This window comes from Rathayibacter sp. PhB1 (assembly GCF_004362935.1).
Classification (GTDB): Bacteria; Actinomycetota; Actinomycetes; order Actinomycetales; family Microbacteriaceae; genus Rathayibacter; species Rathayibacter festucae.
Genome location: NZ_SNYD01000001.1, coordinates 389,911 through 405,536, shown reverse-complemented (window position 1 = coordinate 405,536; position 15,626 = coordinate 389,911). Strand labels below are relative to the sequence as shown.

Here is a 15,626-nt window from a genome sequence, read left to right as displayed (position 1 = left end):
CGTAACGGGCGCGCACCGTGACCGGCGCTCGGCGCCGACTGGACGAACGTGGCCCCAGCATATCGCCGGGGAGTGAGCGCTCCCTCAGACTCCCGCGGGCCGCCGCCGGAGCGTGGCGACCGCGACTCCGGCCAGCGCGATCGCGCCACCGATCAGCGCGGCGGCCGGCGGGGTCTCGGCGAGCAGGAGCCAGGACAGCAGCACCACGACGGCCGGGACCGCGTAGGTGGTGGCGGCCGTGCGGCCGGCACTGGAGCGGGAGAGGACGTAGCCCCAGGTGGTGAAGGCGACGGCCGTCGGGAAGACGCCGAGGTAGACGACGGCGGCGATCGAGGAGGTGGGCGCGGCCTGCAGCGAGGCGACCAGCTCCGGGGCGAACGGCAGGCAGGCGACGGTCGCCGCCAGGCAGCCGATCCAGGTCATCGTCATCGCGTCGACGTGCCCGAGCAGCCGCTTCTGCAGCGTCGCGGCGCTGCCGTAGAGGACCGCGGCGGCGAGGCCGAGGACGACGCCGATCACGTCGAACTGCCCCGAGGAGGTCGAGAAGGCGATGACCGCGACTCCGGCGAGCGCCACCGCCATGCCGCCGAGCAGCCGCCGCGGGAAGCCCTCGCCGAGGAGGAGGCCCGCGAGGACCGCGGTGATCATCGGCGCGATGTTGACCAGGAGCGCCGCGGTGCCGGCGTCGACGTGCCGCTCGGCCGCGTTGAGCGCGAGGTTGTAGACGCCGAACCAGGCGACGCCCCAGACGAGCACGAGCAGGAGGATCCGGCCGCGCGGCACCCGGCTGCGCTCCGGACGATCACCGCGGCGGCGCGCCGTGATCACCAGGCGCACGACCGTCAGGGCGATCGAGCCGACCACGATGCGGCCCAGGGTGAGGGCGCCCGGGCCGAAGTCGTCCGCGGCGAAGCGGATACCGACGAAGGCCGAGGCCCAGAGCAGCACCGTCACCGCGATCGCCGACCAGAGCAGGACCGCGTCGCGGCGGCTCGGGGCGGCGGTGGTGCGGGAGGGCGCGGTGCTGGTCATGGACTCATCGTGGCGGGGCGGCGGGCGTCAGCACCAGTCCACGGTTCTACCGGATCGTGCAGTGCGGCTTCATGATCGCTAGGGTCGGCGCATGCTCGACGTCCAGCGCCTCCGCGTCCTCCGCGCCGTCGTCGCGGCCGGCTCGATCGTCGGAGCCGCGTCGTCGCTCGGCTACACGCCCTCGGCGATCAGCCAGCACCTCGCCGCGCTGCAGCGCGAGACCGGGCTGACCCTGCTCGAGCGGGTCGGGCGCGGGGTCCGGCCGACCGCCGCGGGCCGCACCCTCGCCGAGCAGGCCGACCGGGTGCTGGAGCGGCTCGGCGAGGCGGAGGCGGTCGTCGCCGACCTGCGCGCGGGGCGGGCCGGGCGGCTCTCGATGACCTACTTCGCCTCCGTCGGCAGCGCGTGGATGCCCGAGGTCGCGCGGCGGCTGATCGCCGGCTTCCCGCAGCTGGCACTCGATCTGCGCCTGGGCGAGGAGGTGGCGGAGGACCCGGCGGCGCGGCCGGACGTGCAGCTGCTGGTCGCGGAGCCGGGTGGGACGGCGGACTCACCCGGCTTCACGGCGCACCATCTGATCGACGATCCGTACCTCGCCGTGCTGGACCGGTCGCACCCGCTCGCCGGGCGCGCCGAGATCGAGCTGGCCGAGATCGCGGGCGACCGCTGGATCGACAACGACCTGCCGACCGGCTGGTGCCGCCGGACCCTCGTGGACGCCTGCGCGGCGGCGGGGTTCACGCCGCGCTTCCACGTGCAGGCGAACGATCACGTGACGGCGGTGGCGTTCGTCGCCGCGGGGATGGGACTGACGGTGCTGCCGGCGCTGGCCGCCCAGCCCCTGCCGGCCGGGCTCGTGGCGGTGCCGCTGGTGCGGCCGCGCCCGCTGCGGTCGATCCACGCGGCGGTGCGCGGGTCGGTGGCGTCGTCGGCGCCGGTGCGGGTCGCCGTCTCGGCGCTGGTGGAGCTCGCGGGAGCCGGCTCCGGGCGGTGAATAGCGCCGCGGATGCCGCGGGGCGCGCCGATACTGCGCTGCACAGGCCGGTTCGCAGCAGCGGGGAGCACGATGGCGGCGTGACCTCCGTCGAATCCGTGACCCGCTCCGCGCCCGCGCTCGGCGGGCCGCGCATCCTCCGCCAGCGCTGGACCGAGGCCGCCTTCCTGCACTGGCGGGTCGACCCGGCGCTGGTCGCCCCGCACCTGCCGCCCGGCGTGCGCCCGGACGAGCACGACGGCGCCTCCTGGGTGGGCCTCATCCCGTTCCGGCTGTCGCGGACGGCGTTCCTCGGCGGGCCGCGCGTGCCGTGGCTGGGGACCTTCCCCGAGGTGAACGTGCGGCTCTACTCGATCGACCGGTACGGGCGACGCGGAGTCGTGTTCGTCTCACTCGAGGCCTCGCACCTGCTCCCGGTGCTCACGGCGCAGGCCGTCTTCGGACTGCCCTACCGCTGGGCGCGGATGGGGATCGAGCACCGCCACGGCGCGGTCATCTACACGACCGAGCGGATCGGCGATCCCGCTGCGCGCTCGCGGATCGTGGTGCGGCCGACCCCGGGCACCGACGCCTCCGAGGACCCGCTCGCCGGCTTCCTGACCTCGCGCTGGGCCTACCACGAGCGACACCTGGGCTCCACCTGGTACGGCCGCAACCTGCACCGGCCGTGGCCGCTGCAGCGCGCGGAGCTGCTCGCGCTCGACGACGGGCTGCTCGAGGTCGCGGGCTTCCCGGGGCTGGCGACGCGGGCTCCGGACTCGGTGCTGTACTCCCCGGGCGTGGAGACGGTGTTCACGGTGCCGCGGCGGGTGTGACACCCACGGTCCGCCAGAGCTGAGGTGATGGCTCCTCCACAGGGACGACTTCGGCGAGTTCTCTCACGATCCGTCGGAGGAGGCGACCGCGCGTCAGTGGTCTCTGGAACCATTCTCGTATGGTTCAGAACGAGGACGGGGAGCGATCCCGCGAAGGGCGCGCGGGCGCCAATGCCGCGCTCGCCTCGGCGGTCGATGCGGTGTGCGCGGCCGATCCGCTCCGGGCGCGAGCGGAGGCGCAGCGTGCCGAGCTGGTCGAGCGCGCCCGGCTCGCGGCGGAGGCCTCGTACGACGTGCTGGTCGATCCGCTGGTGCGCAGCCGCGCGGAGCGGCGGGAGGCGGCGCAGCGGGCGCTCGTCGCCGAGCTCGCCACCGCGCTGCGGATGTCGGAAGCGCACGTCTCCGAGCTGATCGAGGAGAGCCGGCTGCTCGTCAACGAGCTCCCGCAGACCCTCGCCGCGCTCCGTGAGGGGCGGATCTCACCCGAGCACGCGCGGGTGATCCTCCGCGCGGCCGCCGAGCTGCCGCCCGAGGTGCGCGGGCGCCTCGACGAGGAGGCCGCCGTGGTCGCGGCCGACCGCACTCCCCCGCAGCTGCAGCGCCGCCTCCGGGCCCTGCGGGAGCGACTGCATCCCGAGTCGACGACCGAGCGCCACCGCCGCTGCGCCGCGCGGCGCGCGGTCTGGCTCGACGGCGGGAGCGACGGCATGGCCACCCTGCTCCTGCACCTTCCCGCTCCCCAGGCGCAGGGCGCCTTCGACCGCATCGACCGCGCGGCGCACTCCCTGCGCGAGCTGCCCGGCGAGAAGCGGACGATCGGGCAGCTGCGGGCCGACGTCGGAGCGGCGCTCCTGATCGACGGCGAGACCGACGGCGTGGAGCGGCGCTCGACCGGCACCGCCGTCCCCGTCGGGATCCGGCCGCGGGTCACGGTCACCGTCCCCGTTCTCACGCTCCTCGGCCGCTCCGACGAGCCCGGCACCCTCGACGGCTACGGGCCGATCGACCCCGAGACCGCGCGCCGGCTCGCCGCCGATGCGCCCTCCTTCACGCGGATCCTCACCCATCCGGAGACCGGCGCCGTGCTCTCCGTGGGCCGGACGTCGTACCGGGTGCCCGCCGATCTGCGGCGCCACCTGCTGCACCGCGACGAGACCTGCCGCTTCCCCGGCTGCACCCGCGCGGCCTCCGCGGGTGACGTCGACCACGGCGTCGAGTGGCAGCACGGCGGCCGCACCGACGCCGACAACCTCGCCCACCTCTGCCGCCACCACCACCGGCTCCGGCACACCAGCACCTGGCAGGTCGAGCACCGGCCCGCCGGAGTCCTGCACTGGACGAGCCCGACCGGCAGGCGGCACGTCACCCGCCCGGCGCGCACCGGGCCGCCGAGAGGCCGCGCGGCACCGGGCAGGGAACCGGGCAGGGAACCGGGCGCCGTGAAGGACGAGCCACCGCCGTTCTGAGGTCACGAGGTGGCGGTGCGAGGATCGGAGAGGGATCGTGTTCAGCGAGAGAACGGGAGCGGGAGCCAGGGATGATCGATGCTTCGCCGCGCCTGATCGAAGTCGTCCGAGTGGGCTGGGAGATGGACTGCTGCGGCGCGCCCTTCGCGGTCGGGGACCGGGTCACGTGGTCGCTTCTGAGCTACCCGGCTCGACCGACGGGTCCGGCCCGCTACGCGGAGGAGCACCACCAGGCCCTGCCCGACGCACTCACGGTGTCCGGAGTCGTGCGCGGGATCGTCGGCGAGACGGTGCTCGGCAGAATCCCGGCGATCGGCGAGGGTGGTGTCCTCGTCCCCGACCCCTCCCGACGGAGGCTGCAGCGACCCGCGTCCTGGGACCGCTCCACCGGCGGCGCGACCCTCCGCGTCGCCCTCGAGATCGACGCGGACGCCGAGCTCCCGCCGCCGTGGGAGCCGCCGGAGTCCACCCCCGACACTCGGACGCCGGACCCGGAGGTCGTCGCCGCTCTGCACGCGCTGCTCGTCCGCCTCCACGACGCGTGGCGCGGCCGGATCGGCATCCGGTCCGCCGACCGCGGCAGGAAGGCGAGCATCGTCCCGCACACCGCGGGCGCCGGCGAACTGCACTGGGCACTCGGACCCGAGCACCTCGTCGTGAACCTGGGCTACGACCGCGTGATCCTGCCCGGCGATCTCGAGGGCGCCGCCCGGCTCGAGGTCCTCGCCGACGAGGTCGCCCGCGGCGTCGTCCGTCAGGACCCGCCGATCACGAGTCAAGGGGTCCTGCTGATGCCCGCGCGCAGGCGTAGGGTTCCCACTTCGGCCTGGTGAGAACCGGCTCCCGCACTCGGCTACCACGACCAGCAGAGGACGAACCACATGCCCACGACACCGACCGCCGTGCTCTTCGACATCGACGGCACGCTCGCCGACACCAACTTCCTGCACGTGGAGGCCTGGTCGCGCGCGTTCTGGCAGGCGGACCTCGACGTCGCGACCTGGCGGATCCAGCGGGCGATCGGCGCCGACTCGTCGGAGCTGCTCGACCTGCTCCTCGAGGACGACGTCGACGACGACGCGCGCACCCTGGTGAAGGGCCTGCACGCGAAGAACTACGCCGAGGCGTCCACCCGGATCGCGCTCCTGCCCGGAGCGCGCGAGCTGATCCGGGCGCTCGCCGGGCGGGGCGTCCGCATCGTGCTGGCGACGTCCGCGCCGCAGAACGAGCTGGAGATCCTGCTCGACGTCCTCGACCTCGGCGACGCGGTGCACGCGGTGACGAGCGGCGAGGACGTCGAGACCGCGAAGCCGTCGCCCGATGTGATCAGCATCGCGCTCGAGCGCGCCGGCGTCTCGACCGACCGCGCGATCATGATCGGCGACGCGACCTGGGACGTCCTCGCCGCCGAGCGGGCCGGCCTCGCGACGGTCGCGGTGCAGTCCGGCGGCACCGGCGAGCACGAGCTGCGCGAGGCCGGGGCCGTCGCGGTCTACGAGGACGCCGCGGCGATCCTCGCGGACCTGGAGGGCGGACCGCTGGCGAGCCTCCTGCGCTGACCCCGGGAGGAGGGCAGGAGGCCCGCCCCGCGGTCAGCTCTGCGGACGCCTCCGCAGCACGAGCAGCGTGATGCCGATCGCCGCGACGACGGCCACGAGCGCGCCGCCGATCCACAGCACGTCACCCAGCAGCGCCGGGTCCGACCCCGTCGCCGCCTCCGCCTCGTCCGCGGACGGCGCCGAGGCGTCGGACACCGCGACGGTGCCGTTGCAGTCGGGGACCGACTCCGATCCCTCGGCGAGGGCGACGTCCGCCCCCGGCTGCCAGTCGAAGCCGTACTGCCCGGAGACGGGGTGCCCGTCGGTGGAGACGACCTGCCAGGTCACCTCGTAGGCACCGGCCGCGCCCAGCTCGAGCGGCATCGAGGCCTCCGGTCCGACGACACTGACGCAGCCGTCGCCGTAGTAGAGGCCGTCCGGCCCGACGACGCGCAGGGCCGCCGCTGCGCCGTCGTTGCCGAGGACCAGCAGGTCGTCGTTGGTCGTCAGAGCGAGGGTGCCGGGCTGCTCGGTCACCGTCGAGTCGACGGCGGGTGTCGTCGAGACGAGGTAGTTGTGCGCGCTGGCGGGCACCGCCACCGTGACCGAGCCGATCAGCCCGATCGCGGCGGCGGCGAGGACGAGGCGTCCGCCCTTCCGGTGATCGAGCGTCACGCGGACGCCTTCGGGCTGCGGCGACGCGAGGCGAGACCGAAGGCGACGCCGACGGCACCCAGGACGAGTCCGCCGACGCCGAGGACGCGCGCGAGCACGTCGTCGCTCTGGCCGGCGGCCGTGGTGGCGGAGGCGGTCGTCGCGACCGCGTCGTCACCGTCGCCGTCGTCGTCAGCGGCCCCGGCGTCGTGGTGGCCGGAGCCCTCCATCGCCGCGGTCACGGCGACGGTCGGCGCGGGCAGCTCCGGCTCGTCCTCGCCCTCGACGGTGGGCTGGTCCCAGGCGGTCGAGCCGGTCTCGCAGGTCTGCAGCACCGGGAACTCGAGGGTCGAGCCGGCCGCGTCCTCCGGCAGCTGCAGCTGCAGCGAGACGGTGTCGCGGTAGCCGTCGGCGAGGGCGGTCTTCGCGGTGTAGACGACGTCGGAGACGCGCTGGGTCGCGGTGTTGCCGTGCGAGTCGGTCACCGGGTCGGCGATCTCGACCTCGTTCTTCACGACGTCCCAGTTGGGGTTCACGGTCGGGCTGACCGAGTTGATCCCCTCGGGGATGGTGATGCTGAGCCCGGTCGTCGGCGAGCCCTCGCAGCCGTGGGCGAGCGAGAAGGTGACGACCGTGTACGAGCCGGCGGCCGTGCTCGACGCCGCGGCGGTGACGTGCGCGCTGGCAGCCGTCGGAGCGGCCAGCGCGAGGGCGACGGAGCCCGCGGCGACGAGAGCACCGCCGCCGACGAGGCGGACGCGGGAGGAGAAGGCGGAGGCAGAGGAGGAGGAGGTGCGGGTGGTGGTCATGATCGTGAGGAGTCCTAGCGGGAGTCGGCGCAGCCGCGAGAGGGCGGCACCGAGAAGGGTGAGGGCGCAGCGCGGGATCGCGGTGCGCGCGGGCTCACCGGCGGACACGGCCCACTCGAGAGGGCAGGACGTCAGACGGCGAGCAGGGCGCGCGCGGGCGGGCCGCGGTGCCGCAGGACCCGCAGGACCGCGTCGAGGGCGCGGGGCGCGCTCGGCTCGACGGCGCCGAGGACGGCCACCGAGGCGCCGAGCGGCGCCAGCAGGGCGGACGCTCGCGCGACCAGGCGCACGACGACGCGCAGCACGGCGGTGCCGAGGGTCCAGAAGACGCGCTCGCCGTGGCGGAGCGCCGCGACGGTGACGACGGCGGCCACCAGGTGCGAGAGGAGCATCAGCGGGGTGTGCGCGGCGTGACCCGACGCCCCCGCGATCAGCTCGACGGTGCCGCCGCCGTGGAAGTGGCCGCCGGCGGTGGCGCCCACGACGCTGACGTCGCCGCCACCGCCGGTCACCAGGAAGAGGGAGTGGTAGGCCAGCTGGCTGAGCAGCACCGCGACCGCGAGGCGCGCGAGCGAGAGCGTGCGACCGGCGAGCAGGACGCAGACGACGGCCGCGAAGGCGGTGGCGAGCGCGAGGATCGCCGGAGCGGGGGCCTCGGCGCCGGCGAGGGTGTGCGAGGCGGCGGCGGTCGCAGTCGCGGCGACGGCGGCGACGACTCCGCGTGCCGTTCGTGCCCTGCGCGTCTGCACCTGCTCGACTCCTGGTCTCTCGTGTCGCTGGTCTCTCGTGCCGCACAGCGTGCGCGGACCGACATCCAGGGTAATCGCCCTGCCTCCGCCGTTATGAACCCGTGACCCGATTGCTCCGATCGATTCCAAACCCCCTCGGGGAGGGCTCCGAAGACTGTTCAACGGCCGCGAAACGGTCCACACACAGCCAGGTCCTCCGCATCCCGTGGGGGCCGTATCACGAAGGAGCATCCCCATGCGATCCACCAAGCGCACCACCCTCGCCGCGTTCGCCCTGCTCGGCACCGCCGCCCTCGGCCTCACCGCCTGCTCGTCCGGCGCCGGCACCACCGACGCCGCCAGCGACACCGCTTCCGAGATGTCGACCCCGATGATGACCGAGTCCGCCACCCCCATGGCGACCATGGACCCGGCCGCCAACCTCGTCGGCTCCGGCTGCGCCGCGTACGCCGAGCAGGTCCCGGACGGCGCCGGCTCGGTCGGCGGAATGGCCCTCGACCCGGTGGCCACCGCCGCGTCGAACAACCCGCTGCTCACCACCCTGACCGCTGCGGTCTCGGGTCAGCTCAACCCCGACGTCAACCTCGTCGACACGCTGAACAGCGCCGAGTTCACCGTCTTCGCCCCCGTCGACGACGCGTTCGCCAAGCTCGACGCCGCGACGCTCGAGACGCTGAAGACCCCCGAGGGAGCGGCCACGCTCTCCTCGATCCTGACCTACCACGTCGTCCCCGGCCAGATCGCCCCTGACGACATCGACGGCACGCACGCCACCGTCCAGGGCGGCGACGTCACCGTCACCGGTTCCGGCGACGACATCATGGTCAACGACTCCAAGGTCATCTGCGGCGGCGTCCAGACCGCTAACGCGACCGTGTACCTCATCGACACCGTTCTGACCCCCCCGGCCTCCTGAGTCGGCGCGATCCTCGGATCGCACCCCTGAAACGCCGAAGGGCGGGCACCCACCGGGTGTCCGCCCTTCGGCGTTCCTGCGCGAGCAGGGAGACGGCGACTACTCGCCGGCGCTGATCTCGGCCAGCACCCGGTCGCCCGGGTACGCCTGGATCATGTCGGCGCGGATCTCGGCGCGCTCGAGCAGCTCCTCCATGCGGTGACGGCGGTTGCGCGTGATCAGCGTGACGACCGTGCCCTTCTTGCCCGCGCGGCCGGTGCGGCCGGAGCGGTGCAGGTAGGTCTTGTACTCGTCGGGGGCGTCGGCCTGGATCACCAGGTCGATGTCGTCGACGTGGATGCCGCGCGCGGCGACGTCGGTCGCGACGAGGACGTCGACCCGGCCGCTGGTCAGCAGCGCGAGGTTGCGCGTGCGGCGCGACTGGTTGAGGTCGCCGTGCAGGCTGGTCGCCGGGATGTCGGCGTGCTCGAGCTGCTCGGCGAGCTGCTCCGCGAACGCGCGGGTGCGGGCGAAGATCAGCGTCTTGCCGGCGCGCGCCGCGAGCTCCTCGATGATCGCGCCCTTGTCGCGGTGCTCGATCAGCAGGACGCGGTGGTCGATGCTCGAGGACGCCTGGTCCTCGCCCGCGACCTCGTGCACGCTCGGCTCGACGAGGAACTCGTCGACGAGCGTCGCGACGCCCTTGTCCAGGGTGGCCGAGAAGAGCAGGCGCTGGCCGCCGCGCTTGGTCTGGCGGAGGATGCGCTGCACCGGCTCGAGGAAGCCCAGGTCGCACATGTGGTCGGCCTCGTCGAGGACGGTCACCGTGATGGTCGAGAGGTCGAGGCGACCCTGCTCGATCAGGTCCTCGAGGCGGCCCGGCGTGGCGATGATGATGTCCACGCCGCGCTGGAGGGCGCCGACCTGCTTGTACTGCGGCACGCCGCCGAAGATCGTCGCGGTGAACAGGCCCACGGAGCGCGCGATCGGCTGGATGGTGCGGTCGATCTGCATCGCCAGCTCGCGGGTCGGCGCCAGGATGAGGGCACGCGGGGCGCGGCCGGGCTTGCGGCCCTTGGCTCCGTCGTTCTCCATCAGGCGCTCGACGACGGGGGCGCCGAACGCGATCGTCTTGCCGGAGCCCGTCTTGCCGCGCCCGAGGACGTCCTTGCCGGCGAGGACCTCGGGGATCGTCGCGGCCTGGATCGGGAACGGCGAGGCCGCACCCATCTGGGTCAGCTGGCGGACGATGTTCGCGCCGAGACCGAGGTCGCCGAAGCTGACGCCCTCGACATCGACGGCGAGCGTCGCGGTCGCCTCGAGGCGCTCGAGCACGACGTCGTCGGCCTGGTGCGAGGCGCGGCCGTCGCGCTTGGGGTAGAAGTCCGAGCCGGAGTCGCGGCGCGGGCCACGGTCGGTGCGGTCGTAGCCGCCGCGGGCGGGGCGCTCGGTGCCGCGGTCGAAGCCCCGCGCCGGGCGCTCGGTCCGGTCGGAGCTGCGGGCGGGGCGGTCGGCGCGGTCAGTGCGGTCGAACGAGCGGGCCGGGCGGGCGTCGCGGTCGTTCGTGCGGGCCGGGCGGGCGTCGCGGTCGAAGGAGCGCGCGGGGCGGTCCGTGCGGTCGAAGGTGCGGGCGGGACGGTCGCTGCGGTCGTAGGAACGCGCCGGACGGTCGTCGCGGTCGTTCGAGCGGGCCGGACGGGCATCGCGATCGAAGGAGCGCGCCGGGCGGTCCGTGCGGTCGAAGCTGCGCGCAGGGCGGTCGGAGCGGTCGTACGAGCGGGCCGGACGGTCGTCGCGGTCGTTCGAGCGGGCCGGACGGTCGGTCCGGTCGTAGGAGCGGGCCGGACGCGCGTCGCGGTCGAAGCTGCGCGCGGGACGGTCGCTGCGGTCGTAAAAACGCGCCGGACGGTCGTCGCGGTCGTTCGAGCGCGCGGGGCGGTCGGTCCGGTCGAACGAGCGGGCGGGGCGGTCGTCGCGGTCGTAGCTGCGGGACTCTCCACGGTTCTCTCCCCGCTCCGTCAGCTTGGCGGCGCGCTCCTCGGCGTTCCAGCGCGCCTTCTTGGGCGCGTTCTCGTCGACGGGGCGGTAGCCGCGGTGGCCCTCGCTGCGGGAGCCGGACTTCGGCGCGGCGAAGCGCGGGCGACCGCCGAGCTGGGACTTGCCGCTCGAGGCGCCGAAGCGGTTGGGCTCGAAGTTCTTGGCGGGGCGTCCGCCGGCGGGCTTCTTGTTCTTGGGCATGGCTGCTTCCTGGGTTCAGGTCTTGCGCGAGCAGGCACACGCCGATCGATCACCCTCGTGGGGTGCGAACGGACAGGGCGCTGCGGGAACCCGGGTGAGTCGCTGCTCTGAGACGCTGACCGGGGCCGATTCACACATGTGATTCATCTCGCGACGACTGTCGGAGATCCGGCCCGCTTGACTGACAAACCCATCCGCGCGGCGACGCACGGAGTCAAGAGCCGACCCAGGGAGTTTACACGCGACCCCGGGCGCTGGCTAGGGCACCGGCAGCCCGCCCCCTCAGCTCGACGCGCGCCGCGCCCGGTACGCCGCGACGTTCGCGCGGTTGCCGCAGTTGCCGGTGTCGCAGTAGCGCTTCGAGCGGTTGCGGGAGAAGTCGACGAGCACCGCCTCGCAGTCGTCCGCCGCGCAGATCCGGATCCGGTCGCGCTCGTCGCCGCGGATCACGTCGACGAAGCCCATCGCCGCCTCCACCACGATGCGGGTGGCCAGCGGGCTCTCGTCGCGGGTCGCGTGCAGGTGCCAGCCGAAGATGCCGTGCCGCACCAGCTGCGGCAGCGCGCGGCCGTCCTCGAGCATCCCGTTGACGACGGCGACCAGGTCCTCCTCGGCGCGGCTGCGCCAGAGCGAGCGGAGCGGCGCACGCACCGAGCGCACCGCCTCCAGCTCGGCGGTCGAGCCGTCGCGGCTGCCGGTGTAGCGGTTCTCCAGCAGGAACTCGTCGAGCTGCTCGATCGACGCCATCTCGTCCTCGCCGGACTGCGACAGCTCGGGGAGGGTGTTGACCAGGACCGCCGTCGAGGTGAGGGCCGCTTCCACGTCATAGGCGAAGACCATGTTGACTCCTGACACGTTCGCTCAGTACTGTCACGAGCATAACGACTTTGACTCCTGAAAGAGGCTGACGTGACTCCCACTGCGCCACCGCGGCAGCTCGGCTCCGGCCTGCTCCTGGCCCTCGCCGCCGCCGCCGCGTTCGGCCTGGGCGGGCCCTTCGTGAAGCCGCTGCTCGAGGCGGGCTGGAGTCCCTCCGCCGCCGTGCTCTGGCGGGCCGGCGGTGCGGCGCTGATCCTCGCGATCCCGGCCGCGCTGTCGCTGCGCGGCCGCTGGCACGTGCTGCGCCGCAACCTCGGCACGGTCGGCCTCTACGGCGTCTTCGCCGTGATCGCCGCGCAGCTCTGCTTCTACAGCGCGATCGAGCACATGTCGGTCGGCGTCGCGCTCCTGATCGAGTACCTCGCTCCGGTGTTCCTCGTCCTCTTCGCCTGGGCGCGCACCCGCCGGCACCCCGGCCGCTTCACGCTCGCCGGCTCGGCGCTGGCACTGGCGGGCCTGGTACTGGTGCTCGACCTCTCGGGCGAGTCCACGCCCGAGCTCGTCGGCGTCGCCTGGGCGCTGACCGCCTCGCTCGGGCTCTGCGTCTACTACGTGATCGCCGGCCGGATCGACCCCGAGCTGCCGCCGATCGCGCTCACCGCCGGGGCGATGACGGTCGGCGCCGGGCTCCTGCTGATCCTCGGCGTCACCGGGCTCGTCCCGCTGCGGGCGACCTTCGGCGACGTCGTCTTCGTCGGGAACGACGTGCCCTGGTTCCTGCCCGCCGCGGTCATCCTCGGCATGTCCACGGTGCTCGCCTACCTGCTCGGGATCGAAGGCGGCTCGCGGCTCGGCACCCGGATCGCCTCCTTCGTCGGCCTGACCGAGGTGCTGTTCTCGATCGTCGCCGCCTGGGCCCTGCTCGGCGAGCTGCCGGCGCCGATCCAGTTCGGCGGCGGGGCGCTGATCCTGGTCGGCGTGGTGCTCGTGCGGCTGCAGGCGGAGGCGCCCGGAGAGGTCGCCGAGGAGCGGCGGGAGAGCGACGAACGGCCGCCGGTCCCGCTGTCCACCCCCTGATCGCGGGGTCGCTCTAGGCGGGCGCCGCCTTCTCCCTTATGCTCGCCTCACCCATGCGCGAGCCCAGCCGACCCACGCGACCGATCGCCCTCTCGTCGGCGATCCTGACGCTGCTCGCGGTCGGCCTCGCCGGCTGCTCGACCGCCCCCGTCTCGCGGCCGATCGCTCAGGCGGCCGGCGTCGCCGCGGTCACCGCCTACGACGACGTGCCCGTCACCGCCGACCTCGTCTACGACCAGGCGACGGGCCAGGCGCTCGACGTCTGCTCGCCCGTCGACGCGGCCGCCGGCGCCGCCCTCCCCGCGGTGCTCGTCGTGCACGGCGGCAGCTGGACCCGCGGCGACAAGTCCGACCCGAACTGGCGCCCGCTCTGCCAGTGGCTCGCGTCCGAGGGCTTCGTCGCCGTCTCGGTGAACTACCGCCTCGCCCCGGCCGACGTCTTCCCCGCGCAGATCGAGGACGTCTCGGCCGCCCTCGACTGGATCCTCGAGCCGGCGCAGACCGAGCGCTTCGGGATCGATCCGTCCCGGGTCGCCGCGTTCGGCGGCTCGGCCGGCGGCAACCTCGTCTCGCTGCTCGGCACCGACGACGCGCTGACGGCCGACGACGCCGGCACCTCGCGCCTCGCCGCGGTCGTCGACCTCAGCGGCCCCGCGGATCTCACGGCGGCGGGCCTGGCGGACGACGACCCGATCGTCGGAGTCGGCGCGGCCGTCCGCGGCTACCTCGACTGCGCCGACCTCGAGGACTGCGCCGTCGCGGGCCAGGCCTCGCCGATCGCGCACGTCGACGGCACCGAGCCGCCCTTCCTCATCGCCCACTCGGCCGGCGAGCGCGTGGCGCTCAGCCAGTCGCAGGACTTCGCCGAGGCGCTCGACGCGGCCGGGGCGAGCGTCGACTTCGTCCTCGTGCCCGGCACCCGGCACTCGATCGCGATGCTCGACGACTCGCTCCGCCGCACCGTCGTCGACTTCCTGCACGAGCAGCTCGACGCGCCGGCCGAGCAGACGCTCTCGCTCGAGCCCGCCGCGCAGACCGAGCCGGCCGCGGCGCCCGCGTCGTGACCGCCGGGGTCGTCGTCCGGCTGGAGCGGCCGGGGACGGAGGCACTCGCCTCGCTGCTCACGGCCGACCTTCCGCCGCATGCCCGGCTCCTCGTCGCCCGCGACGGCGCCACGCAGCAGCCGATCGGCGTGCTGGCGCTGACGCCCGGTCCCGACGACTTCGCCGAGCTGCTCGCCCTCGAGGTCGCACCGGAGTCGCGCCGGAGCGGAGTCGCCCGCCGGCTCGTCGCCGCCGCGCTCTCCTACGCGAGCGTGCAGCGCATCCGCACGCTCCGCTTCCGCGTACCGGTCGAGGCGGAGGCGGCCCTCGCCGCCGCCCGCGCGCTCGGCTTCACCGAGATCGACGGCTTCGGCGCGCACGTGGGCGACGACTCGGGCGTCTGCTTCGCGCGCTCGGTGCGATGACCGACGCCGTCTCACCCCGCGACCTGGTCGCCTCCGCACTCCGCCGCGAGCGCGGGCGCCTCGGCCTGAGCATCTCCGAGATCGCCCGCCGCGCCGGGATCGCGAAGTCGACGCTCTCGCAGCTCGAGGCCGGCGAGGGCAACCCGAGCCTCGAGACGCTCTGGGCGCTCGGCGGCGCGCTCGGGGTGCCGTTCTCGCATCTGGTCGAGCCGCCGCGGCGGTCCGTGCAGCTGATCCGCGCCGGGGAGGGGCCGCGCGTCACCTCGGCGACCGCCGACTACGCCGCCACCCTGCTCAGCGTCTGCCCGCCGGGAGCCCGCCGCGACGTCTACCGCCTCACCGCCGAGCCCGGAGCCGCACGGAACTCGGAGCCGCACGCCCGCGGCACCGTCGAGCACCTGATCCTCTCCACCGGACGCGCCCTGGCCGGTCCGGCCGACGCCCCGGTCGAGCTCGCGCCCGGCGACTGCCTGTCCTACCCGGGCGACGAGCCGCACGTCTTCGACGCCCTCGAGCCGGGGACGAGCGCCGTGCTCGTCTCGGAGCAGGTCTGAGAAGGCGCTGGCCCTCAGTCGAAGGCGCCGGCGCTCAGTCGAAGGCGCAGGCCGTCTCGTCGGACAGCGCGCGGCTGATCCGCTCGCGGTGATCGGCGCTCATCGGCGGCAGCGCGTCCGGCGCGAACCAGCCGACCTCGCTCGACTCGTCGTCGGCGACGTGCGCCTCGCCCGAGAGGTAGCGGGCGCGCAGCACGTGGTCGAGGTACTGCGCCCGGTCGCCGTTCGGGTACTCCATCGGCGGCAGGGTGTGCAGCCAGACGACGCGCTCGACCTCGATCTCGACGCCCGCCTCCTCCAGCGCCTCGCGGCGGGCAGTGCCGGCGACCGTCTCGCCCGGGTCGATCACGCCGGTGACCGCGGTCCAGGCGCCGGTGTCCGCGCGGCGGACCAGGAGGACCTGGCGGACCGGCTCCTCGCGGACGATCACCGCCGTGACACCGGTCAGCCAGAGCAGCTCGGTGCCCACCCGCTCGCGCAGGCGGAGGATGAAGTCGGGGGTCGCCACGTCGTCCGGC

Annotated in this window: 17 protein-coding genes; 10 read left to right on the top strand and 7 right to left on the bottom strand. The window is 74.3% G+C overall.

Annotation, left to right across the window (positions count from 1 at the left end):
• Positions 1–84: 84 nt before the first annotated feature.
• Positions 85–1,032 carry a DMT family transporter gene (locus EDF17_RS01935; protein WP_123444925.1) on the bottom strand — a complete coding sequence of 316 codons (948 nt, stop codon included), beginning with the start codon at positions 1,030–1,032 and terminating at the stop codon, positions 85–87.
• Between the two features lie 91 nt (positions 1,033–1,123).
• Here EDF17_RS01935 and EDF17_RS01930 point away from each other — a divergent pair, with 91 nt between their 5' ends.
• From EDF17_RS01930 to EDF17_RS01910, 5 genes are all read left to right on the top strand, one after another.
• A complete protein-coding gene (locus tag EDF17_RS01930) occupies positions 1,124–2,026 on the top strand; it encodes a LysR family transcriptional regulator (protein ID WP_123444924.1) in 903 nt (300 codons plus the stop codon).
• A gap of 80 nt (positions 2,027–2,106) precedes the next feature.
• Complete coding sequence (locus tag EDF17_RS01925) at positions 2,107–2,841, top strand: DUF2071 domain-containing protein (protein WP_208110561.1); 735 nt, start codon at positions 2,107–2,109, stop codon at positions 2,839–2,841.
• Positions 2,842–2,960: 119 nt separating this feature from the next.
• Positions 2,961–4,307, top strand: a complete 1,347-nt coding sequence (locus EDF17_RS01920) for an HNH endonuclease signature motif containing protein (RefSeq protein WP_123444923.1) — start codon at positions 2,961–2,963, stop codon at positions 4,305–4,307.
• 71 nt (positions 4,308–4,378) lie between these two features.
• A complete protein-coding gene (locus EDF17_RS01915) occupies positions 4,379–5,140 on the top strand; it encodes a DUF6578 domain-containing protein (protein ID WP_123444922.1) in 762 nt (253 codons plus the stop codon).
• Positions 5,141–5,188: 48 nt separating this feature from the next.
• Positions 5,189–5,866, top strand: coding sequence for an HAD family hydrolase (locus tag EDF17_RS01910; protein ID WP_123444921.1), 678 nt, complete (start codon positions 5,189–5,191; stop codon positions 5,864–5,866).
• Between the two features lie 33 nt (positions 5,867–5,899).
• On the opposite strand, the gene EDF17_RS01905 is transcribed toward EDF17_RS01910, so the two are convergent.
• From EDF17_RS01905 to EDF17_RS01895, 3 genes are all read right to left on the bottom strand, one after another.
• Positions 5,900–6,520 carry a copper resistance CopC family protein gene (locus tag EDF17_RS01905; protein WP_123444920.1) on the bottom strand — a complete coding sequence of 207 codons (621 nt, stop codon included), beginning with the start codon at positions 6,518–6,520 and terminating at the stop codon, positions 5,900–5,902.
• The gene (locus EDF17_RS01900; RefSeq protein ID WP_133671830.1) at positions 6,517–7,308 is read right to left on the bottom strand and encodes a YcnI family protein; all 792 of its coding nucleotides are present in this window, start codon (positions 7,306–7,308) and stop codon (positions 6,517–6,519) included. The genes EDF17_RS01905 and EDF17_RS01900 overlap by 4 nt, the downstream gene beginning before the upstream one ends.
• A gap of 131 nt (positions 7,309–7,439) precedes the next feature.
• Positions 7,440–8,057 carry a hypothetical protein gene (locus EDF17_RS01895; protein ID WP_123444918.1) on the bottom strand — a complete coding sequence of 206 codons (618 nt, stop codon included), beginning with the start codon at positions 8,055–8,057 and terminating at the stop codon, positions 7,440–7,442.
• Positions 8,058–8,292: 235 nt separating this feature from the next.
• Here EDF17_RS01895 and EDF17_RS01890 point away from each other — a divergent pair, with 235 nt between their 5' ends.
• Positions 8,293–8,973, top strand: a complete 681-nt coding sequence (locus EDF17_RS01890; protein ID WP_123444917.1) for a fasciclin domain-containing protein — start codon at positions 8,293–8,295, stop codon at positions 8,971–8,973.
• Positions 8,974–9,072: 99 nt separating this feature from the next.
• Here EDF17_RS01890 and EDF17_RS01885 read toward each other — a convergent pair whose 3' ends face one another.
• Together EDF17_RS01885 and EDF17_RS01880 are read right to left on the bottom strand one after the other, a co-directional pair.
• The gene (locus EDF17_RS01885) at positions 9,073–11,190 is read right to left on the bottom strand and encodes a DEAD/DEAH box helicase (protein WP_123444916.1); all 2,118 of its coding nucleotides are present in this window, start codon (positions 11,188–11,190) and stop codon (positions 9,073–9,075) included.
• A 282-nt stretch (positions 11,191–11,472) separates the two neighbouring features.
• Positions 11,473–12,030, bottom strand: coding sequence for a CGNR zinc finger domain-containing protein (locus EDF17_RS01880; protein WP_123444915.1), 558 nt, complete (start codon positions 12,028–12,030; stop codon positions 11,473–11,475).
• Between the two features lie 69 nt (positions 12,031–12,099).
• On the opposite strand from EDF17_RS01880, the gene EDF17_RS01875 reads away from it, so the two are divergent.
• The 4 genes from EDF17_RS01875 to EDF17_RS01860 are packed head-to-tail and all read left to right on the top strand — an operon-like array spanning position 12,100 to position 15,108.
• Positions 12,100–13,086: a DMT family transporter gene (locus EDF17_RS01875; protein WP_123444914.1), complete on the top strand. Its 987-nt coding sequence runs from the start codon at positions 12,100–12,102 to the stop codon at positions 13,084–13,086.
• 53 nt (positions 13,087–13,139) lie between these two features.
• On the top strand, positions 13,140–14,150 hold the full coding sequence (locus EDF17_RS01870) for an alpha/beta hydrolase (protein ID WP_166649577.1): 1,011 nt from the start codon (positions 13,140–13,142) through the stop codon (positions 14,148–14,150).
• Positions 14,147–14,554: a GNAT family N-acetyltransferase gene (locus tag EDF17_RS01865; protein WP_123444912.1), complete on the top strand. Its 408-nt coding sequence runs from the start codon at positions 14,147–14,149 to the stop codon at positions 14,552–14,554. Before EDF17_RS01870 ends, EDF17_RS01865 begins: the two co-directional genes overlap by 4 nt.
• A complete protein-coding gene (locus EDF17_RS01860) occupies positions 14,551–15,108 on the top strand; it encodes an XRE family transcriptional regulator (RefSeq protein ID WP_123444911.1) in 558 nt (185 codons plus the stop codon). Before EDF17_RS01865 ends, EDF17_RS01860 begins: the two co-directional genes overlap by 4 nt.
• 34 nt (positions 15,109–15,142) lie before the next feature.
• On the opposite strand, the gene EDF17_RS01855 is transcribed toward EDF17_RS01860, so the two are convergent.
• Complete coding sequence (locus EDF17_RS01855; protein ID WP_123444910.1) at positions 15,143–15,616, bottom strand: NUDIX domain-containing protein; 474 nt, start codon at positions 15,614–15,616, stop codon at positions 15,143–15,145.
• Positions 15,617–15,626: the final 10 nt, after the last annotated feature.